A 19,021-nucleotide genomic window follows, 5' to 3' on the forward strand; every position below is an offset into this window, starting at 1 on the left:
GGTTAGCCGGCACCGCGCGCGGGCGTGTTGACGCCCATGCTCGTGAGGTATTTCTTCACGTTGCGCGCCGCCTGGCGGAGCCGCTGTTCGTTCTCGACCATCGCGATTCTCACATAGCCCTCGCCGTTTTCGCCGTAGCCCACCCCTGGGGCCACCGCGACGTGAGCGTGCGTGAGTAATTGTTTGGTGAACTCAAGGCTGCCTAAATGCGCGAGGGCGGGCGGCAGCGGCGCCCAGGCGAACATGCTCGCGCGTGGGCTCGGGATATCCCAGCCGGCGCGGCCGAAGCTCTCGACCAGCACGTCGCGGCGCTTGTGATACAGCTCGCGATTGCGCGCGACGATATCCTGCGGGCCGTTGAGCGCGGCGCAGGCCGCGGCCTGGATCGGCGTGAACGCGCCGTAATCGAGATACGACTTCACGCGCGTCATCGCCGCGATCAGCGTCTTGTTGCCGACCCCGAAGCCCATCCGCCAACCGGCCATCGAATAGGTCTTGCTCAGCGACGTGAACTCGATCGCGACATCCTTCGCGCCCGGCACCTGGAGGATCGAAGGCGTCGGCTTGCCGTCGTAATACAGCTCCGAATAGGCGAGGTCGGAGATCACCCACAGCTTGTGCTTCTTGGCGAACGCGACGACGCGCTCGTAAAAGGCGAGATCGACGACTTCGGCGGTCGGGTTCGACGGATAGCCCATCACCAGCACCGAGGGCGCTGGGACGGTGAACGCCATCGCGCGCTCGAGGCTCTCGAAATACGCCTCGTCGGGGGTGGTTGGCACCGCGCGGATCGTCGCGCCGGCGATGATGAAGCCGAAGGTGTGGATCGGGTAGGACGGGTTGGGCGCGAGCACGACATCGCCGGGCGCGGTGATCGCCGTGGCCAGGCTCGCAAGGCCTTCCTTCGAGCCCATCGTCACGACGACTTCGGTCTCGGGATCGACGTCGACGCCGAACCGGCGGCCGTAGTAGTTCGCCTGTGCCTTGCGCAGGCCGGGAATGCCCTTCGACTGCGAATAGCCGTGTGCGCTCGGCTTGCGCGCGACTTCGACGAGCTTCTCGATGACGTGCTCGGGGGGCGGCAGATCGGGATTGCCCATGCCGAGATCGATGATGTCCTCACCGCCCGCACGCGCCGCCGCTCGCATCGCGTTCACTTCGGCGATGACATAGGGGGGCAAGCGTTTGATGCGGTAGAAATCTTCGGACATGGAAGGCCTCATGTTGGAGGAAGGCGTTCTGTACCGCACGCGAGGTTGGCCGTCATCCGCCTCATTCGTCGGGTCGGCGAAAGCTGGAGTATTCGGGTTCGGGTGGTACCCCGGCCCCATGTCCGTCACCCCAGCGAAAGCTGGGGTCTCCCTGTTGGCGGATGGTGTGGCCCGAACCGGAATACCCCAGCTTTCGCTGGGGTGACGAGCCGGGGATGCGGGTGACGGACATTGGTTGGGTTTCGCGACCGGCACACCTCCGCTAAGCTCCAGAAAAATCAGAGGATGCCATGGCCGAAACTCCTCCCACCCCGACCCTGCCCGATCTCCAGCACTGGACCTGGGTAATGGGCCGTGCGCAGCAAATGATGATGGAGCAGGGGCTCGCCGCGATGCAGGCGCCGCCCGAGGGGGTGCCGGCGATCCCCGGCTTTACCGATCCCGCCACGCTGGAGCGCACGCGCGATTTCTGGACCGAGAGCCTGACGTTGTGGCAGCGCTTTCTCGATCCTGCCAAGGCGCCCGAGCCTGCGCCGGTCACCGACAAGCGCTTCAAGGCGCCGCAGTGGCGCGAGCCGGTGTTCGACCTGATCCGCCAGAGCTACGAACTGATCGGCGACCACATGATCCGCGGCGTCGAGGCGGTCGACGGCCTCGATCCCAAGCAGAAGGAGCAGTTGCGGTTCGCGACCAAGGGGTTCGTCGACGCGATGAGCCCGACCAACTTCGCGCTGACCAACCCGCAGGTGATCGAGAAGACGATCGAGACGCGCGGCGAGAATCTGCTCAAAGGCCTGCAGAACATGATGGCGGACCTCGCCCGCGGGCAGGTGACGCACACCCCTGACGGCGCGTTCGAACTCGGGCGCAATCTGGCGATGACGCCGGGCAAGGTCATCAAGCGCACGCCGCTCTACGAACTGATCCAGTACAGCCCGACCACGGACAAGGTGCTGGCGACCCCGCTCGTCATCTTCCCGCCGTGGATCAACCGCTTCTACATCCTCGACCTGACGCCGGAGAAGAGCTTCATCCGCTGGGCGGTCGAGCAGGGCATCACGGTGTTCATGGTGTCGTGGAAGTCGGCCGACGCGAGCATGAAGGACGTGATCTGGGATGATTATGTCGGCGCGCAGGTCGAGGCGATCGACACGGTCCGGACTGCGCTGAAAGTGCCGGCGGTCCACACGATCGGCTATTGCGTGGCGGGGACTACGCTCGCCGCAACGCTCGCGCTGCTGACGGCACGCGGGCAGGCGGAAAAGGTAGCGAGCGCGACGTTCTTCACCGCCCAGGTCGATTTCGCGCAGGCCGGCGAGCTGCAGTATTTCATCGACGACGAGCAGTTGAAGATGGTCGCGTCGCTGTCGCCCGAGGGGTTCCTCGACGGGCGCTACATGGCGACGACGTTCAATCTGCTGCGCGGGCGCGACCTGATCTGGAACTACGTCACGCAGAACTATCTGCTGGGCCAGGATTACGTGCCGTTCGATCTGCTCCACTGGAACGGCGACACCACCAACCTGCCGGCAAAATGGCATCTGAGCTATCTGACCGATCTGTACCGCGACAATCTGCTGGTGAAGTCGGGGGCGATCAGCGTCGACGGGACGCCGCTCGACCTGACGACGGTGATGACGCCGAGCTATGTCCAGGCCGGGCGCGAGGATCATATCGCGCCGGCGGAAAGCGTGTGGAAGCTGACGCAGCTGTTCGGCGGGCCGCTGAAGTTCGTGCTGGCAGGGTCCGGGCATATCGCCGGAGTCGTGAATCCACCGGCGGCGGGGAAATATCAGTATTGGACCAATCCCTCCCCGCATACGACGCTCGAGGACTTTGTGACGGGGGCGACGGAGACCAAGGGAAGCTGGTGGCCCGACTGGGTCGAGTGGTTGCGGGGGATCGGTCCGAAAACCGTTTCGGCTAAAGGGGTTAGGCAACCCGGCAAGGGGGCGCTTGCGGCACTTGGCGAGGCTCCCGGCGAGTATGTCAAAACCCGATAGCGCTACCTTCCGTTAACGTCATGGTGCGCTGCACAATTTTATTGTGCGACGCCACAAATCGTGTATAAAGACCGCGACATAACTCCGAAGAGAGGTGCGTGGATGGTGGATATCGTGAAACGGACGGCCAAGGCCGGTTCGAAGCCTGTCGCCACCGCGAAGGCTCGTCGGACAGTCGCCAAGCCGGCAAAACCGGCACCCAGGCCGGCCGCCAAGACGCCGGCGATCGACTCACCTCCCGCGGCTGCTTTTGTATCGCCGCACCCGGACTCCCCCACCCCGATCGAGGCCATTGCGCCGTCGGGGATCCCTGTCAGCGAAACGAAGGACGCCACGATGGAAACGATTCACAGCATCACCGAGAAGACCAAGGCCCTTTTCACGGGTGCGAACACCGCCGAGTTCAACGAGCAGGCCAAGGGCGCGATGGAGAAGTCGGCGAAGATGGCCGAAGATTTCGTCGCCTTCGGGAAGGGCAATGTCGAGGCGCTGGTCGAATCGTCGAAGATCGCTGCGAAGAACGTCGAGGCGCTCGGCCAGGAAGCGGCTGATTACGCCAAGACCTCGTTCGAGAGCGCGACCGAAGCCGCCAAGACGCTCGCCGCTGCCAAGTCGCCGACCGAGTTCATGAAGCTCCAGAGCGATTACGCGCGCACCGCGTTCGACGCGATGATCGCGGAGGGCTCGCGCTCGACCGAGCGCATGCTCAAGATGTTCGGTGAGTTCGCACAGCCGATCTCGAACCGCGTCGCGGTCGCGACCGACAAGATGAAGATCTCGGCCTGAGCCGACGCCGCGCCGCCTCCGGGCGGTGTGACGGGAAAAGGGGGCGGCCGTCACGCGACGGTCGCCCCTTTTTTTACGTCCGTGTTTTACCGCGGCGTTTACGGTCGACCCCTTGCTCTTGCCCCCGGGCATGCCATATTTTGGCAGCATGGTGGTGAACTCTGAAATGATGGCCGTAGAAACGATGGCCGCCGAACGGATGGCCGAGCGCCGTGACGATGGCGAAGACGGCACCGGTGGCACGGGCACCGGCATCGCGACCAAGACGCGCGCGAAGACCAAACAGCCCACGCCCTACCGCGTGCTGATGCTCAACGACGATTATACCCCGATGGAATTCGTCGTGCTGTGCCTCCAGCGGTTCTTCCGGATGGACATGGAGGCGGCGACTCGCGTCATGCTGCACGTGCATCAGAAGGGCGTCGGGGTATGCGGCACGTTCAGCTACGAGGTGGCCGAGACCAAGGTGTCGCAGGTCATGGATTTCGCCCGCCAGAACCAGCATCCGCTGCAGTGCACGCTCGAGAAGGCGTGAGGGGCTGATACCCCTGATCCTCCCCTGGCGGGGGGGATCGATAGCTACCGTGCGGGCGGCAACCAGCGCAGATCGAGGCCGTCGAAGCGGTCGATGTAATTCGCCGCCTGCGCCAGCAACGTTTCGTTGAGCAGCGTCACCCGGCCAGCCTCGCGCCGGATCAGCCCGTCCTCATCCAACTGCCGCAGCATCCGGTTGACATGCACCGCGGTCAGCCCGGTCGCGTCGCCGATCTCCTCCTGGGTCAGTCCCAGAGTGAAGCTGTCGCCGAGCGCCTGGTCGCGCAGCCGCATCCGGTTGCGCATTTCGATCAGCAGCGCTGCGATGCGGGCCTTCGCCGAGGTGCGGCCGAGCGCGGCGAGCCGGTCGGTCAGCGCCACCTTCTCCATCTGGTTCATCACCATGATGATCGCCGACAGCCTAGGATGATCCGTGACCAGTGCAGTCATCGCCGCGCGATCGAACGGGCACACCGTGCAGTCGGTCAGCGCGACCACCGTTTCGGGCGAGTCACGATAGACGAGCGCCGACACTGCCAGCATGTCGCCGGCATAGAGGAAGCGGAGGATCTGGCGGCTGCCGTCGTCGAGCAGCACATAGCTCATTGCCATGCCGCGCTGGAGGATGAAGAGTTCGGCCTGCGGATCGTTCTCCCGCAGCAGGATCGCACCACGACGCAGTTCGCGCGGCCGATCCTCAAACCGCGCTAGCGCAGCCCTTTCGTTCATCGACAGGTCGATGAGATCGCCGACGCGGTCGGCGAAGCAGCTGTCCGGCACTCTGAAATGGTCCCCCATGTTGGTGGAGACACAGAGCAAAGCTATGATTCCCGCGCATTAAAGTCGATCAAGCGCGGGCATTAGCGCGACCCGGACTTTGGCTCCTCTCGTCGTCTCCCGGCATGTCGTGGCGCGCGGGCCCCTTGCGCGGACCGTCAGCCACGATAGACACCCCGGGATGGACCGTATTCTCATTCGCGGCGGCAATCGCCTGTCCGGGCGCCTGCCCATTTCCGGTGCGAAGAACGCCGCACTCACGCTGATGCCATGCGCGCTGCTCACCGAAGAGCCGCTGACGCTGCGCAATTTGCCGCGGCTGGCGGACGTCGACGGGTTTGGCCATCTGCTCAACCAACTCGGCGCGTCGACCGCGATCCAAGGCACGCGACCCGAGGATTTCGGTCGCGTCATGACGATCCGCGCGGGCAATTTGACCTCGACCGAGGCGCCTTATGACATCGTGCGGAAGATGCGCGCGTCGATCCTCGTGCTTGGGCCGCTGCTCGGGCGCGGCGGCGAGGCGACGGTGTCGCTGCCGGGCGGCTGCGCAATCGGTAATCGGCCGATCGATCTCCATCTGCGCGCGCTCGAGGCGATTGGTGCGGAGCTGGAGATGGCGGCGGGCTATGTGAGGGCGACCGCGCCGGGCGGGCGTCTGCCAGGCGGACGCTATCGTTTCCCGATCGTCTCGGTCGGCGCGACCGAGAACGTGATCATGGCGGCGGTGCTCGCCAAGGGGACGTCGGTAATCGAGAACGCCGCGCGCGAGCCCGAGATCGTCGACCTGTGCAACTGCCTCGTCGCGATGGGCGCGTCGATCGACGGGATCGGCACCGAGACGCTGACGATCGAAGGCCGCGACCGGCTGCACGGCGCGACCTATGCGGTGATGCCCGACCGGATCGAGGCGGGCAGCTATGCCTGCGCCGCGGCGATCACCGGCGGCGACCTGGAACTGGTCGGCGTGGCGATCCCCGACATGGGGGCGACGTTCGACGCGCTGGTCGAGGCGGGCGTGTCGGTGACGCCGACCAAGGACGGCGTGCGCGTCGCGTCGGACGGCGTGCTGAAGCCGCTGACGCTCTCGACCGCGCCGTACCCCGGCTTCGCGACCGACATGCAGGCGCAGTTCATGGCGATGCTGTGCAAGGCGGACGGCGCCAGCGTGCTGACCGAGACGATCTTCGAGAACCGCTACATGCATGTGCCGGAACTGGCGCGGATGGGCGCAGATATCCAGGTACGCGGGCGGACCGCGGTGGTGCGCGGCGTCGACAAGCTGGTCGGGGCGCCGGTCATGGCGACCGATCTCCGCGCGTCGATGAGCTTGATCTTGGCCGGGCTCGCGGCGGACGGCGAGACGTCGGTCGGGCGGGTATACCACCTCGACCGCGGGTATGAGCGGCTGGAGGAAAAGCTTTCGGCGGTGGGTGCGGATATCGAGCGCGCAAGCGACGGGTGAGGGTTGGACCTTTCCACCACCCCGGCGGAGGCCTGGGCCCAGTTGGCAAGGCCTTCTCTGATACGCGCTTAGGGGTGTTACTAAGCAGTTCCCCCGCGAAGGCGGGGCCCCAGAATCAAGCAGTGCTGTCGTTGGTAATCTGGTACACATCTACTCAGCGCCGCCGGCAAAGCCGCCGTCGGACGGGTTCGGTGAACCGACCCGCCGGCCGTGCCGGTCGCTGCCCGCTCGCTTCGCTTACAGGCGACGGCGCGGTTTCCCGCGCCTGCGCCCGTCAGTACATGTGCTGCCCGCCATTGATGCTCAGCGTCGACCCGGTAACGAACCCGCCCTCCTCGGAGCAGAGAAACGCCACGCCGCGCGCGATCTCGGTCGCCTGGCCCAGCCGCCCGACCGGGATCTTGGCCACGATCTTCTCCAATACGTCGGCTGGCACCGCCGCCACCATGTCCGTATCGATATAGCCCGGCGCGATCGCGTTAACTGTCACGCCAGCGCGCGCGCCCTCCTGCGCCAAAGCCTTCGTAAACCCGTGGATGCCCGATTTCGCTGCGGCGTAGTTTACTTGGCCGTACTGTCCGGCCTGCCCGTTGATCGAGCCGATATTGACGATACGCCCCCATTTGCGCGTCCGCATGCCGGGGAACACCGCCTTGGCCATGTTGAAACAACCGCCAAGATTGGTGTCCATCACCTCTTTCCAATCCTGGTAGGTCATCTTCAGGATCGTGCCATCGCGAGTGATGCCGGCGTTGTTCACGACGATATCGACATCGCCGAGATCCGCCGCGACCTGCGCGCAGCCCGCCTGGCATGCGTCGTAATCGGCGACGTCCCACTTATACGCCTTGATCCCGGTCCGCTCGGTGAACTCCCGCGCGCGCTCGTCATTGCCGGCATAGGTTGCGGCGACGGTCAGGCCCATCTCCTGCAATGCGAGACTGATCGCTTCGCCGATTCCGCGCGTACCACCGGTTACAATTGCGACGCGTGCCATCAGTCTCTCTCCTCGTAGATTTTGCGCAAGGTTAACCGGGCCGTACCCATCCTTCAAGCTCGCGCGCCAAAATGCTGCGCAGCATTTCTACGCCGACCGGGCTGTCGTTGAGGCACGGCAGGTACGCGAAATGCGTCCCGCCCGCCTCCTCGAAGCTCTCGCGCCCGCGGATCGACAGCTCCTCCAGCGTCTCGAGACAATCGGCGGAAAAGCCCGGCGCGAAGATCGCGACCTTGGTCTTGCCGGCCTTGGCGAGCGCGACCAGCGTCTCGTCGGTCGCCGGACCCAGCCATTTCTGCGGCCCGAACCGCGACTGGAACGCGATCGTCAGCTCGCGCCCCATGCGCTCGCCGAGCAACCGCGCGGTCTTCTGGCAGTGGCAGTGATAGGGATCGCCCTGCTGCAACGTCCGCTTCGGCATCCCGTGGAAACTTGCGACGATCGCGTCGGGCGTGAAATCGAGCGCGCCCAGTCCCGCTTCGAGCGAGTCCTTCAACGCATCGATATACAGCGTGTCGTCGTAATAGGGCGGCAACGTGCGGATCGCCGGCTGCCAGCGCAAGCCCGCGAGATGCTTGAACGCCTTGTCGTTCGCGGTCGCGGTCGTCGCCGCGCAATATTGCGGGTAGAGCGGCGCGAGCAAAATGCGCTCGCAGCCCGCCGCCTTCATCGCCGTCAGCCGGTCGGCGATCGACGGATTGCCGTAGCGCATCGCCCAGTCGACCAGCACTTCCGGTCCGAACGCGTCCTTCAACGCCGCCGCCTGCAACCGCGTGATGGCGGCCAGCGGCGAACCGTCCTCGCGCCAGACCTGCGCATAGGCGTGCGCGGATTGTTTGGGCCGCGTATTCAGGATGATCCCGCGCAGGATCGGCTGCCAGGCGATCTGCGGGATCTCGACGACACGGCCGTCGGACAGGAATTCGCCGAGATAGCGCTTCACCGATTTCACATCGGGGCCATCGGGCGTGCCGAGGTTCATCAGCAAGACGCCGATGCGGGGCTTGGGAATCGGCGGATGATCGGGGGGTAGGGTCATGATGCTGGTCTTAAAGGCAAATGGCGGATGCGAAAGCCCGTTGCGGCATGGAGCGCGTTGGCAATTGCCGGCGCGACCGCCGGGACGCCGAGTTCACCGATTCCGCCGGGCGCGTCTTCGCTGCGGATGAGTTCAATGGTGATGTCGGGGGTGTCGGCAAGGCGAGGCAACGCGATCGTGTCGAACCCGCGTGCGTCGGCGAGGCCGCGGGTGAAGCCTGTCGACGCGCCCAGTGCCGAGGCCATGCCGAAGATCAGGCCACCCTCGATCTGCTGGCGGACGATGTCGGGGTTGATCTGCGCGCCGCAGTCGACCGCGGCGACGAGCCGGTCGACCACCGGCTTCTGGTCTGCGCCGAGATGCGCTTCGGCCATGACGGCGATGTAGCTGCCCCGGAAAGCATGGCAAGCGATGCCCTGGCCACTGCCGGCCACGCCGCCGTTCCAGCCGCCGAGCGCCGCCGCGGTCGACAGGCAGCGCGCCAGACGTGGTTCTTGGCCGAGCATGCCGATCCTGAACGACAGCGGTTCGGACTGAGCCGCGTGCGCCAGTTCGTCGAGGAAGCATTCGGTGAAGAACGCGGTATAGCCATGCGCGCCGCCGCGGAGGTGGCCCGTCGGTATGCCGATCTCGGCGGGATGATGATCGATCGCGTAGGCCGGAATGCGATAGACCGGCGTTGCACCTGCCACGGCATAGCGGTCGCCTGCCACGCCAATCAGCGCCGCCTCGGTCGCAAGCCCCGGCAGCATCCGTCGCGCCATTGCGGCGCCGGTCGCGGGTGCGGCGATGGTCGCGCTCCAGCCCATGATCGCGCCGTTGGGGGCAAGTCGCGCCGCCATTTTCGCGACTGCTGGCGCGCGGTAATGGTCGTGGAGCGAGTCTTCTCCGCGCGACCAGACGAGGCTGACGGGACGCCGGAGCTTGACCGCGAGGATCGCGGCCTGCTCGGCGACGTCGTGCTCGAGCGCGGCGCCGAACGATCCGCCGACCAGCATCGGATGCACGACGACAGCACCCTCGCTCAGACCCGCCGCGCGTGCCGCCGCGGCACGGGCCAGGCCCGGCGCCTGGGTCGCGAGCCAGAGTTCGAGCCGGCCATTCGAGAAGGACGCGGTCGCGCTGCGCGTTTCCATCGCCGCGTGCAGCCCGAGACCCGCGCGGTAGGTCGCGGTGACGAGCTTGGCGCCCTGGAACGTCGCCTCGACATCGCCGGTCGAGGTCATCCGCGTGCCAGGGCCCGCGAGCGCGCCGTCCAGCGCCGAGTCGATCGACGCCGAATCGGGGAGGGGGCCGTCATTCTCGAACCGTGGCGCGAGTGCATCGAGCGCCTTCTGCGCCGCCCACCCGGTCGTCGCCACCGCGGCCACCCAATCCGGATTTTCCACGACCGACAGCACGCCGCGGATCCGATCGGCGGCGGCGCGGTCGACCTTCACCAGCCGGCTGCCGACAGGGCCTTGGCGGATCGCGGCATGGACCATGTCGGCAAGCCGTACGTCACCGGCGAAGTTCGCCGATCCGTCGACCTTGGCGGGTGCGTCTAGCCTTGGCACCGACGTGCCAGCCAGCTTGCCAGCGCCCTGGATGCCGAGCGGCAGTGGATCGGGAAGGGTAAATGCCGCCGCCTCTTCGGCAAGTTCGGCGAAGCGGATGCGCTTACCCGCATGCGTGCAGAAGCCGGCATCGACGTTCACCACAGTCCAGTCGGCATCCCAGCGCTTCGCCGCCGCCATGCAAAGCAGCGCCCGCGCGCCGGCGCCGGCCTGGCGGCAGGCTTGTTCGAACATCCGGATCGAACTGGATGCGCCGGTCAGCATCGGCGGCTGTGCCGTGCCTCCGGGAAGGCGATCGAATAGCCCCTCGAACAGGTCATGCGTGCCGAGCGGGTTGGCGTAGAGCGGGTTGAGCGGTGCCGGTTCGACGCCGACCGTCCGCCAGTCCGCGCCGAGTTCGTCGGCGACGATCTGGGGCAGCGTGGTGTAGACGCCTTGCCCGTGCTCGACCTGCGGGACCGCGACGGTGACATGGCCGTCGGTGCCGATCTTCAGCCAGGCGCCGAACGGGGTTTCGCCTGGGTTGGCGACGAGGTTCGGCGCGTAGCTGCGCGGCCACAGGCCCCAGGCGACGACCAGGCCGACGCCTGCGCCCCCGCCGACTAGTATGCTGCGCCTAGTGATCATGCCGTGGCCTTAATCCTTCTCCCCGACGTCGAGAAGGTGGAGCGCGACATAGGGCCGGCGCGGCCGTCATCCGGACGCAAGTCAGGATCCAGAGCCAAACAGGTTGCGCTTGTTATCCTGGATCCTGACTTTCGGCAGGATGACGGCGGTGGGGCTGGGCATATCCCAAGCACGGGATGTGCCTAGCGCAGCGAAAGTTCAGGCCAGCGCGCGGTACGTGGTCTTGAGCGAGACCTTGTCGATCTTTTCCGTCCCCAACCGGGGGAGAGGTGTATCCGACATCCAGATTCGCTGCGGTACCTTGAACGCGGCGATATGCTGGTAGAGGAACGCGCAGAGATCGTCCGCCGTCAGCGTCTCGCCGTCGCGCACCACGACCACCGCGCCCGGCACCTCGCCGAAGCGCTCGTCGGCCAGCCCGAACACCGCAGCCTCCGCGACTGCGGGGTGTTCGTAGAGCGCCGCCTCGACCTCCTGGCACGAGATGTTCTCGCCGCCGCGGATGATGATGTCCTTCTTGCGGTCGACGATGAACAGGTAATCGTCCTCGTCGAGATAGCCGATGTCGCCGGTCCGGAAATACCCGTCCGATGTGAACGCCGCGGCGGTTGCATCCGGGCGGTTCCAATATTCCTTGAAGTTGCAGATCGTGCGGATGCACACCTCGCCGCGCTGGCCCTGGTCGACCGGGTGGCCGGCATCGTCGAGGATCGCGAGGTCGACCAGCGGTGCGCCCGCGCGGCCAGCGGAATTGGGCTTGGCGAGGTAGTTGCTGCGCCAGTTGCCGGTGCCGACCGCGTTGGTCTCGGTGAGCCCGTACCCGATCAGCGGCGCGCTTCCGCCCATTTCGGCATCGAGCCGGCGGACGTGATCAACCGGGCGCGGCGCGCCGCCCGCCGCGAAGTCGGTGACGGTGGACAGGTCGTAATTCGCGCGATCGGGATGGTTGAGGATCTCGAAACTCATCAGCGGCACGCCGACGAAATAGGTAACACCCTCCGCCTCGATCAGCCGCATCGCCTCGCCCGCATCCCATTTTGGCATCAGGACCAGTTTGCGGCCCATCGCGAAGCTCTGGAGGAACACCGGTACTTCGCCGGTGATGTGGAACAGTGGGATCGTCAGCAGCGTGACAGGCTGGCCGACCGGTGGATTGCCCTGTGCGGTCGAGATGCCGACCATCATCATCACCTGGGCCAGATAGTTGAACACGCCCTGCACGATCGCGCGGTGCTCGGACAAGGCGCCCTTCGATTGGCCCGTCGAACCGCTGGTGAAGAGAATCGTGGCGTGATCCTCGGGGCCGAGTGGGGGCAGGTCGGCGGTGTGGTGATCCTTTGCGAAAACCGCGCCGAGCGCCTCGGCAATCGGCAGCGTATCGTCGATCTCGACCACCGGAGCCGCGAGGCTGGCGATCTGCGCGAGGCGTCTCATCCGCGGCGGATCGGCGAAAACGAGCGCGCAGTCGACGTCGCGGATTGCCGTTTCCAGCTCCTCCGCTTGCCACCAGCCGTTGAGCAACGTCGCGACACCGCCCGCCATGACGATCCCCATGTACAGCACGATCCACGACGGCGAATTGCGCATCGCGATGCCGATTCGGTCGCCCTTCGTCATGCCGTGTCCGTCGACCAGCGCGCGCGCGACTCGTTCGGCAGCGGCATAGACCTCGCCGAACGTCAGCCGCTCGTCGCCCGCGACCAGGAAGACGGCGTCGCGGTGTTCGTTGGCGTAATGCGCGAAATAGTAACTGAGCGCGGGCGGGGCGGCGGCGATCGTCGGCAGGGTCACCCCGAATCGCTCGGCCGACCCTAGCGCCAGCATGCCGTCGGGCGCGGTCAGCGCAGCCATCGTCGAATCCATAGCCGCATCGAGCTCGGTCCGCATATCGCTCTCCTACTTGGTCTTATCGTTATCGCTCTTTATGCAGGGGCGAACGCGTGGGGAAAAGCCTTTGATCCTGTCGACCATTTCTGCTGCCGTCGGCAGTCACATCCGCTTCGAGGATCTGGGGCTCCACCCCGACGTCTTCTCGATCGGGTTCTTCACGCTGCGCTGGTACAGCCTCGCCTATATCGGCGGGATCCTGCTCGGCTGGTGGTATCTGCTCAAGTTGCTTGCACAGCCCGGCGCGCCGATGGCGCGGCGCCATGCCGACGACCTCGTCTTCTACGCGACGCTCGGCATCATCCTCGGCGGGCGGCTCGGCTATGTGATCTTCTACGCGCCCGAGATGTTCCTGCATCCGCTGCGCATCTTCCGGCTCTGGGATGGCGGCATGTCGTTCCACGGCGGGGTGATCGGCACGTCGATCGGGCTGATCCTGTTCGCGCGGAAGCATCAGCTCAACTGGTTGCGCGTCCACGATTATATCGCGTGCTGCGTACCGTTCGGCCTGTTCTTCGGGCGGCTTGCGAACTTCGTCAACGGCGAGCTCTGGGGCAAGCCGACCGACGTCGCCTGGGGCATCATCTTCGAGCGCACCGTGCCGTTCGGCATGGTCGAGCCGGCGCGTCACCCGAGCCAGCTGTACGAGGCGGGGCTCGAAGGCATCCTCCTGTTCGCGCTGCTCTGGTTCGCGTTCTGGAAGACCAAGGCGCGCTATGATCCGGGCAAGCTCGTCGGGCTGTTCGTGCTCGGCTACGGCCTCGCGCGGTTCACGGCGGAATTCTTCCGAGAACCCGATTCGCAGTTGCGCGCCTTTGCCGAGCATACCGGGCTGCACATGGGGCAGTGGCTGTGCGTGCCGATGATCGCCGGCGGTGCGTATCTGGTGGCGACCTCGGCCAAGCGCCGCGTGCGGGTCGAGCCGATCGCAGGGACGCAGAGCGTTGCCTGACTCGCGTTCCCTTGTGAATTAAGTACCACCCCGGCGGAGGCCGGGGCCCAAGTGGAACGTCGGTCGTGACACGCGTTGCGCGCAGTTACTTCGACCTTCCCGATTGGGCCCCGGCCTCCGCCGGGGTGGTAGAGAGCTTTAAGATGGTCGACATACCCAACACTGCCCTTCCCGAACGTCTCGCTCGAGCGATCGCGCTCGCGGGGCCGATCCCCGTCGCGCAGTATATGGCGGCGGCCAACGCGCATTATTACGCGACGCGCGATCCGCTGGGGGCGGCGGGCGATTTCACCACCGCGCCCGAGATCAGCCAGATGTTCGGCGAACTGATCGGCCTGTGGTGCGCGGACCTGTGGGACCGCGCCGGCCGCGTGGACGTGGCATGGGTCGAGCTCGGCCCCGGCCGCGGGACGCTCGCCGCCGACGCCATGCGGGCGATGGCGAAGGCGGGCCTTCACCCGGACGTGCATTTGGTCGAAACCAGTCCGGCGTTGCGGAAAGCCCAGGCGGAGCGCGTGCCGGTCGCGACGTGGCACGATGCGATCGACACGCTGCCGACCGATCGACCACTGATCGTTGTCGCCAACGAGTTCTTCGACGCGCTCCCGATCCGCCAGCTGGTGAAGCGCGAGCAATGGCACGAACGCCTCGTCGCCGCGCAGGACCTCCTGTTCCTGCCGATCGCCGGCAAGCCGCTTCCCGACGCGGTGATTCCCGAGCCATTCCGCGATGCGCCGGCCGGCTCGATCCTCGAAACCTCGCCCGCGGCCGTGACGATCGTCCGCGGCCTCGCTCAGCGGATCGCCGCGCAGGGCGGCGCGCTGATCGCGATCGATTATGGCTATGAAGGCCCGGCGCTCGGCGACAGCTTGCAGGCGGTGCGGGGCCACGCGTTTGCCAACCCGTTCGAGGCGCCCGGCGAGCATGACCTCACCGCGCATGTCGATTTCACCACGCTCGCCGCTGCGGCGCAGGCCGGGGGCGCGGTCGCCTGGGGTCCCGTCACGCAGCGCGATTTGCTCGGCGGGCTCGGCATCGATTCGCGCACTTCGGCGCTGGCGAAAGCGTCCCCCGATCGCGCCGATGCGCTCGGTGCGGATCGACAGCGGCTGATGGACGACATGGGCACGCTGTTCAAAGCGCTGGCGATCACCGCGCCGTCCTGGCCGAACCCGGCGGCGTTTGCGTGATCGCTTACAGAGACGCCGTTCCCGCGGACGGGCCCGAGCTTGCCGCGATGGCGAAACGCTCGTTCACCGAGACGTTTGGCACGCTGTATCGCCCCGAAGACCTCGCCACGTTTCTCGACCAGGCATTCGGCGCGGCAGGTTTGCCTGCGCAGCTCTCGGACCCGACCTACAAGATCCGAATCGCGACGGCCGACGGCAGGATCGTCGGATTCGCCAAGACCGGCCCGGTCGCGTTCCCTGGCGACTGGCCCGCGACGGCTGTCGAGCTTTACCAACTCTACGTCCTGCGCGATCAGCATGGCGCCGGGATCGGCCCCGCCCTGATGGACTGGGCGATCGCCACCGCACGCGCGGGCGGCCGCACGGAGATGATCCTGAGCGTGTTTGTCGACAATGCGCGCGCGATCCGGTTCTATCAGCGCTACGGGTTCGTCGAGATCGGGCGGTATGTGTTCATGGTCGGCGAGCAGCCGGACGATGATCGGATCATGAGGCTTGAATTATGACCGTCGACGTAATCCGCGCAAAGTCGCTCGGCGACATCCCGCACGGCTTTCTTGGCCGTCGCGGTGGCGCCTCGACTGGTGCCTATGCGAGCCTCAATGTGGGCATCGGATCGGACGACGAGCCCGCAAACATCGCCGAAAACCGTCGCCGCGCGACCGAGGCTGTGCTGCCCGGCGCTAGGCTCGTCGGCCTGTATCAGGTTCATTCCGCCGACGCGGTGACGGTGATCGAACCGTTCGACGATGCACTGCGCCCGCACGCCGATGCGCTGGTCACCAACCGGCCCGGCCTTGCGCTAGCTATCCTCACCGCGGACTGCGCACCCGTGCTGTTCGCCGATGCGCAAGCCGGCGTCGTCGCCGCCGCGCATGCCGGCTGGAAGGGCGCGCTCGGCGGCGTGACCGACGCGACGATCCTCGCGATGGAGGCGATCGGCGCACACCGCGACCGCATCGTCGCCGCAGTCGGGCCGTGCATCGCGCGTGCCAGTTACGAGGTGGACGACGCCTTCATCCGCCGGTTCTGCGAGGCGGATCCGGAGAACGAACGCTTCTTCGCTGATGGCCGTGCCGACCATTACCAGTTCGATCTCGAAGCCTATGTCGTCAGCCGCCTCGCGGTTGCCGGGATCGGCCGAATCGAGGCGCTCGGGCTCGACACCTACACCGACGCGGATCGCTTCTTCAGCTATCGGCGCGCGACCCACCGCGGCGAACCCTCCTATGGACGCCAGATCAGCATCATCGGCCTGTAACGAGGGACTGTAACGGGTCCCAAATCCTGCATTGCTCGTTTAGGCTCCATCCATCGGCCCGCGTCAGACGGGCCACGCAGGAGCTAATGATGTCCGATACCCCGAATAACGCCGGCGCCATCCCCACCGAAACCGAAGCAGACCTGACCGGGGTCGCCGCGCGCGTCGCGCCCAAGCCCGCGGTCGAGAAGATCGGTGGGCGCAAGCTGAAGCCGTCGACGCTGATGATGGGCCATGGTTATGATCCGTCGCTGTCGGAAGGTTCGCTGAAGCCGCCGATCTTCCTGACCTCGACCTTCGTCTTCCCCAACGCCGCCGCAGGCAAGCGCCATTTCGAAGGCGTCACCGGCAAGCGACCGGGCGGGGCCGAGGGACTCGTCTATTCGCGCTTCAACGGGCCGAACCAGGAAATTCTCGAGGATCGCCTTGGCGTCTGGGAGGAAGCGGAGGATGCGCTCGCCTTCTCGTCGGGCATGTCGGCGATCGCGACACTGTTCCTCGCGATGGTCAAGCCGGGCGACACGATCGTCCATTCGGGGCCGCTCTACGCCGCGACCGAGACGCTGATCGGCCGCGTGCTCGGCAAGTTCGGCGTGAAGTGGCTCGACTTCCCCGCCGGTGCGACGCGCGAGGAGATCGACGCGGTGATGACCGAGGCGGCGACCGGCAATGTCGCGCTGATCTATCTCGAGAGCCCGGCGAACCCGACCAATGCACTGGTCGATGTCGAGGCCGTGGCTGCGAGCCGCGACGCGATCTTCAAGGATGAAAAGCCACCGATCGCGATCGACAACACGTTCCTCGGGCCGCTCTGGTTCCAGCCGCTCAAGCATGGTGCGGATATCGTGGTGTATTCGCTGACGAAGTATGTCGGCGGGCATTCGGATCTGGTCGCGGGCGGCGTGCTCGGCACGAAGGAGCACATCAACACGATCCGGACGATGCGGAACACGATCGGCACGATCACCGATCCCAACACCGCGTGGATGTTGTTGCGGTCGCTGGAGACGCTCGAGCTGCGGATGAGCCGCGCAGGCGAGAATGCCGCCAAGGTCTGCGGCTTCCTGCGCCATCATCCCAAGGTCGAGCGCGTCGCGTATCTCGGCTTCCTCGAAAACGAGAAGGGCATGGAGCGGCAGGCGGACATTTATCGCCGCCATTGCACCGGGGGTGGCTCGACCTTCTCGCTGTACCTCAAGGGCGGCGAGCGCGAGAGCTTCGCGTTCCTCGACGCGCTGAAGATCGCCAAGCTGGCGGTGTCGCTCGGCGGGACCGAGACGCTGGCGAGCCATCCGGCCGGGATGACGCATTTGTCAGTGCCCGATGCGCGCAAGCAGGCGCTGGGGATCACGGATAACCTCGTCCGCATCTCGATCGGGGTCGAGGATCCGGACGATCTGATTGCCGATTTCGAACAGGCGCTGGAGACGATCTGACCTGAACCAACGATTCCTCCCCCCTTGTTCTCCCGCGAAGGCGGGAGCTCAGTCTGGGCCCCCGCCTCGGCGGGGGAACAAGGGGCGGGGTTTTTGGGGTGAAGTCTCCGCACCGAGCCGCTAGCGTAGATCCATGCCGATCTTCACCCCCATCCCGCAGCACGAGTTCGTCGCTGCGATCCATATCCTCGCCGCCAAGCTGGTCGAGGACGTCGATTGGCGGCCCGATTACATCATTGGCGTCGGTCGCGGCGGGCTGGTGCCGGCGGTGTTCCTCAGCCATGCGATCGGGCTGCCGACGCTGTCAGTCGATTATTCCAGTCAGGTGAAGGACTTTGCCGACGAACCGCTGGTGAAGCTGGCCAAGCGGACTCGTGATGGCGAGAGACTGCTGTTCCTCGACGACATCAACGATTCGGGGCGGACGATCACGCATCTGCGCGGGGCGCTCGCCGCCGCGGGGGCGGTGGAAGGATCGGTGCGGTTCGCGATGCTGATCGATAACGCCAGCTCCGCCGAGCGGATCGATTACAGCGCGCGGGTTATCGACCGGACTGTGACGAAGGACTGGTTCGTGTTCCCGTGGGAAGCGGTCGCGCCGGCTGCTGCGATCGCCGAGGACGCCGCAGAGGTGCCTGCGCGGATTGCTTAGGTCGTAGACGAACAAAGGGCCGGTTTCCGAACGGGAAACCGGCCCTCGCCCTCGATACGCTACGCGAGGGAACTGGGAAACTGGTATGGTGGCCTAAGCGGGGCGCGACGTCGGCAAAGCCGTCGTCGGTCGGGTCGGGCTGGGCCCGCCCGCCGTCCGGGCCGGCGGTTGCTCGGCCGCCTTGCGGCGAGCACCGGCCCGGGCGTTGCCGGGCTTAGCGCCGGCAGTACCGTGGGTTGTCCGACTTATCGATCGCGTTGCCGGCGAGACCACCACCGGCTGCGCCGAGGACCGCGCCGAGCGTCCGATCACCGCGACCGGCGATGGTGTGGCCGAGCAGGCCGCCTGCGAGTGCGCCGACGATCGTGCCGCCGCTGTTGTCGCACCCGCGACGGCTGCGCGCGTTGTAGTTGTAGCGGCGATCGTTGCCGCGATACTCGCGATAGCCACGGTCGTAGCCGCCACGCTGATAACCATCGTAGCCACGCTCGTAGCGCGGACCCCAGCGCTGCGCATCGGCGGCTGCGGGAACGAGGGCGGTCGCACCCAATGCGAGGGCACTGGCGGCGAGGGTAAAAGTCTTGAACATCGTGCGTCTCCCGTTGGGGATTTCGGCGGCGGCGTTTGCCGTGCTTCCATCCTCGATGA

17 protein-coding genes are annotated in these 19,021 nt (G+C 66.2%); 10 read left to right on the plus strand and 7 right to left on the minus strand.

Going from position 1 to position 19,021, the window contains the following annotated elements; genetic code table 11:
- Positions 1–2: 2 nt before the first annotated feature.
- Positions 3–1,211, minus strand: coding sequence for an LL-diaminopimelate aminotransferase (locus tag EQZ23_RS13645; protein WP_128454990.1), 1,209 nt, complete (start codon positions 1,209–1,211; stop codon positions 3–5).
- A 290-nt stretch (positions 1,212–1,501) separates the two neighbouring features.
- Between EQZ23_RS13645 and phaC the strand changes: the two genes are divergently transcribed.
- The 3 genes from phaC to clpS all read left to right on the plus strand — a co-directional run bounded on the left by phaC (position 1,502) and on the right by clpS (position 4,535).
- Positions 1,502–3,214: a class I poly(R)-hydroxyalkanoic acid synthase gene (gene phaC / locus EQZ23_RS13650; protein WP_128454991.1), complete on the plus strand. Its 1,713-nt coding sequence runs from the start codon at positions 1,502–1,504 to the stop codon at positions 3,212–3,214.
- 336 nt (positions 3,215–3,550) lie between these two features.
- Positions 3,551–4,000: a phasin family protein gene (locus tag EQZ23_RS13655; RefSeq protein ID WP_240663574.1), complete on the plus strand. Its 450-nt coding sequence runs from the start codon at positions 3,551–3,553 to the stop codon at positions 3,998–4,000.
- Between the two features lie 199 nt (positions 4,001–4,199).
- Complete coding sequence (gene clpS, locus EQZ23_RS13660) at positions 4,200–4,535, plus strand: ATP-dependent Clp protease adapter ClpS (protein WP_128455586.1); 336 nt, start codon at positions 4,200–4,202, stop codon at positions 4,533–4,535.
- 44 nt (positions 4,536–4,579) lie between these two features.
- Here the strand turns inward: clpS and EQZ23_RS13665 are convergent, their stop codons facing one another.
- On the minus strand, positions 4,580–5,263 hold the full coding sequence (locus EQZ23_RS13665; protein ID WP_240663641.1) for a Crp/Fnr family transcriptional regulator: 684 nt from the start codon (positions 5,261–5,263) through the stop codon (positions 4,580–4,582).
- 229 nt (positions 5,264–5,492) lie between these two features.
- On the opposite strand from EQZ23_RS13665, the gene murA reads away from it, so the two are divergent.
- On the plus strand, positions 5,493–6,776 hold the full coding sequence (gene murA, locus EQZ23_RS13670; protein ID WP_128454994.1) for a UDP-N-acetylglucosamine 1-carboxyvinyltransferase: 1,284 nt from the start codon (positions 5,493–5,495) through the stop codon (positions 6,774–6,776).
- 274 nt (positions 6,777–7,050) lie between these two features.
- Here the strand turns inward: murA and phbB are convergent, their stop codons facing one another.
- The 4 genes from phbB to EQZ23_RS13690 form a co-directional block, all read right to left on the minus strand.
- On the minus strand, positions 7,051–7,773 hold the full coding sequence (gene phbB / locus EQZ23_RS13675) for an acetoacetyl-CoA reductase (protein ID WP_128454995.1): 723 nt from the start codon (positions 7,771–7,773) through the stop codon (positions 7,051–7,053).
- A gap of 31 nt (positions 7,774–7,804) precedes the next feature.
- Positions 7,805–8,812, minus strand: a complete 1,008-nt coding sequence (gene hemH / locus EQZ23_RS13680) for a ferrochelatase (protein WP_128454996.1) — start codon at positions 8,810–8,812, stop codon at positions 7,805–7,807.
- Positions 8,809–10,995 carry a molybdopterin cofactor-binding domain-containing protein gene (locus EQZ23_RS13685; RefSeq protein ID WP_128454997.1) on the minus strand — a complete coding sequence of 729 codons (2,187 nt, stop codon included), beginning with the start codon at positions 10,993–10,995 and terminating at the stop codon, positions 8,809–8,811. The genes hemH and EQZ23_RS13685 overlap by 4 nt, the downstream gene beginning before the upstream one ends.
- A gap of 198 nt (positions 10,996–11,193) precedes the next feature.
- Positions 11,194–12,882 carry a class I adenylate-forming enzyme family protein gene (locus tag EQZ23_RS13690; protein WP_206364258.1) on the minus strand — a complete coding sequence of 563 codons (1,689 nt, stop codon included), beginning with the start codon at positions 12,880–12,882 and terminating at the stop codon, positions 11,194–11,196.
- Positions 12,883–12,919: 37 nt separating this feature from the next.
- Between EQZ23_RS13690 and lgt the strand changes: the two genes are divergently transcribed.
- From lgt to EQZ23_RS13720, 6 genes are all read left to right on the plus strand, one after another.
- On the plus strand, positions 12,920–13,834 hold the full coding sequence (gene lgt / locus EQZ23_RS13695) for a prolipoprotein diacylglyceryl transferase (RefSeq protein ID WP_128454998.1): 915 nt from the start codon (positions 12,920–12,922) through the stop codon (positions 13,832–13,834).
- Positions 13,835–13,977: 143 nt separating this feature from the next.
- Entirely contained in the window at positions 13,978–15,024 is a 1,047-nt protein-coding gene (locus EQZ23_RS13700; RefSeq protein WP_240663575.1) for an SAM-dependent methyltransferase, read from the plus strand.
- Positions 15,021–15,530: an N-acetyltransferase gene (locus EQZ23_RS13705; protein WP_128454999.1), complete on the plus strand. Its 510-nt coding sequence runs from the start codon at positions 15,021–15,023 to the stop codon at positions 15,528–15,530. The genes EQZ23_RS13700 and EQZ23_RS13705 overlap by 4 nt, the downstream gene beginning before the upstream one ends.
- On the plus strand, positions 15,527–16,285 hold the full coding sequence (gene pgeF / locus EQZ23_RS13710; protein ID WP_206364259.1) for a peptidoglycan editing factor PgeF: 759 nt from the start codon (positions 15,527–15,529) through the stop codon (positions 16,283–16,285). The genes EQZ23_RS13705 and pgeF overlap by 4 nt, the downstream gene beginning before the upstream one ends.
- A gap of 89 nt (positions 16,286–16,374) precedes the next feature.
- Entirely contained in the window at positions 16,375–17,721 is a 1,347-nt protein-coding gene (locus EQZ23_RS13715) for a cystathionine gamma-synthase family protein (protein WP_128455001.1), read from the plus strand.
- 133 nt (positions 17,722–17,854) lie between these two features.
- Positions 17,855–18,373: a phosphoribosyltransferase family protein gene (locus EQZ23_RS13720; protein WP_128455002.1), complete on the plus strand. Its 519-nt coding sequence runs from the start codon at positions 17,855–17,857 to the stop codon at positions 18,371–18,373.
- A 214-nt stretch (positions 18,374–18,587) separates the two neighbouring features.
- Here the strand turns inward: EQZ23_RS13720 and EQZ23_RS13725 are convergent, their stop codons facing one another.
- A complete protein-coding gene (locus tag EQZ23_RS13725; RefSeq protein WP_128455003.1) occupies positions 18,588–18,962 on the minus strand; it encodes a glycine zipper 2TM domain-containing protein in 375 nt (124 codons plus the stop codon).
- Positions 18,963–19,021 lie beyond the last annotated feature (59 nt).

The organism is Sphingomonas sp. UV9, assembly GCF_004101245.1.
Taxonomy (GTDB): domain Bacteria; phylum Pseudomonadota; class Alphaproteobacteria; order Sphingomonadales; family Sphingomonadaceae; genus Sphingomonas.

What these genes read in the sequence shown, in the direction of transcription:
- EQZ23_RS13645 (WP_128454990.1), bottom strand. Translation starts at nt 1,211, where the DNA reads ATGTCCGAAGATTTCTACCGCATCAAACGCTTGCCCCCCTATGTCATC.
- phaC (WP_128454991.1), top strand. Translation starts at nt 1,502, where the DNA reads ATGGCCGAAACTCCTCCCACCCCGACCCTGCCCGATCTCCAGCACTGG.
- EQZ23_RS13655 (WP_240663574.1), top strand. Translation starts at nt 3,551, where the DNA reads ATGGAAACGATTCACAGCATCACCGAGAAGACCAAGGCCCTTTTCACG.
- clpS (WP_128455586.1), top strand. Translation starts at nt 4,200, where the DNA reads ATGGCCGAGCGCCGTGACGATGGCGAAGACGGCACCGGTGGCACGGGC.
- EQZ23_RS13665 (WP_240663641.1), bottom strand. Translation starts at nt 5,263, where the DNA reads ATGAACGAAAGGGCTGCGCTAGCGCGGTTTGAGGATCGGCCGCGCGAA.
- murA (WP_128454994.1), top strand. Translation starts at nt 5,493, where the DNA reads ATGGACCGTATTCTCATTCGCGGCGGCAATCGCCTGTCCGGGCGCCTG.
- phbB (WP_128454995.1), bottom strand. Translation starts at nt 7,773, where the DNA reads ATGGCACGCGTCGCAATTGTAACCGGTGGTACGCGCGGAATCGGCGAA.
- hemH (WP_128454996.1), bottom strand. Translation starts at nt 8,812, where the DNA reads ATGACCCTACCCCCCGATCATCCGCCGATTCCCAAGCCCCGCATCGGC.
- EQZ23_RS13685 (WP_128454997.1), bottom strand. Translation starts at nt 10,995, where the DNA reads ATGATCACTAGGCGCAGCATACTAGTCGGCGGGGGCGCAGGCGTCGGC.
- EQZ23_RS13690 (WP_206364258.1), bottom strand. Translation starts at nt 12,882, where the DNA reads ATGCGGACCGAGCTCGATGCGGCTATGGATTCGACGATGGCTGCGCTG.
- lgt (WP_128454998.1), top strand. Translation starts at nt 12,920, where the DNA reads ATGCAGGGGCGAACGCGTGGGGAAAAGCCTTTGATCCTGTCGACCATT.
- EQZ23_RS13700 (WP_240663575.1), top strand. Translation starts at nt 13,978, where the DNA reads ATGGTCGACATACCCAACACTGCCCTTCCCGAACGTCTCGCTCGAGCG.
- pgeF (WP_206364259.1), top strand. Translation starts at nt 15,527, where the DNA reads ATGACCGTCGACGTAATCCGCGCAAAGTCGCTCGGCGACATCCCGCAC.
- EQZ23_RS13715 (WP_128455001.1), top strand. Translation starts at nt 16,375, where the DNA reads ATGTCCGATACCCCGAATAACGCCGGCGCCATCCCCACCGAAACCGAA.
- EQZ23_RS13720 (WP_128455002.1), top strand. Translation starts at nt 17,855, where the DNA reads ATGCCGATCTTCACCCCCATCCCGCAGCACGAGTTCGTCGCTGCGATC.
- EQZ23_RS13725 (WP_128455003.1), bottom strand. Translation starts at nt 18,962, where the DNA reads ATGTTCAAGACTTTTACCCTCGCCGCCAGTGCCCTCGCATTGGGTGCG.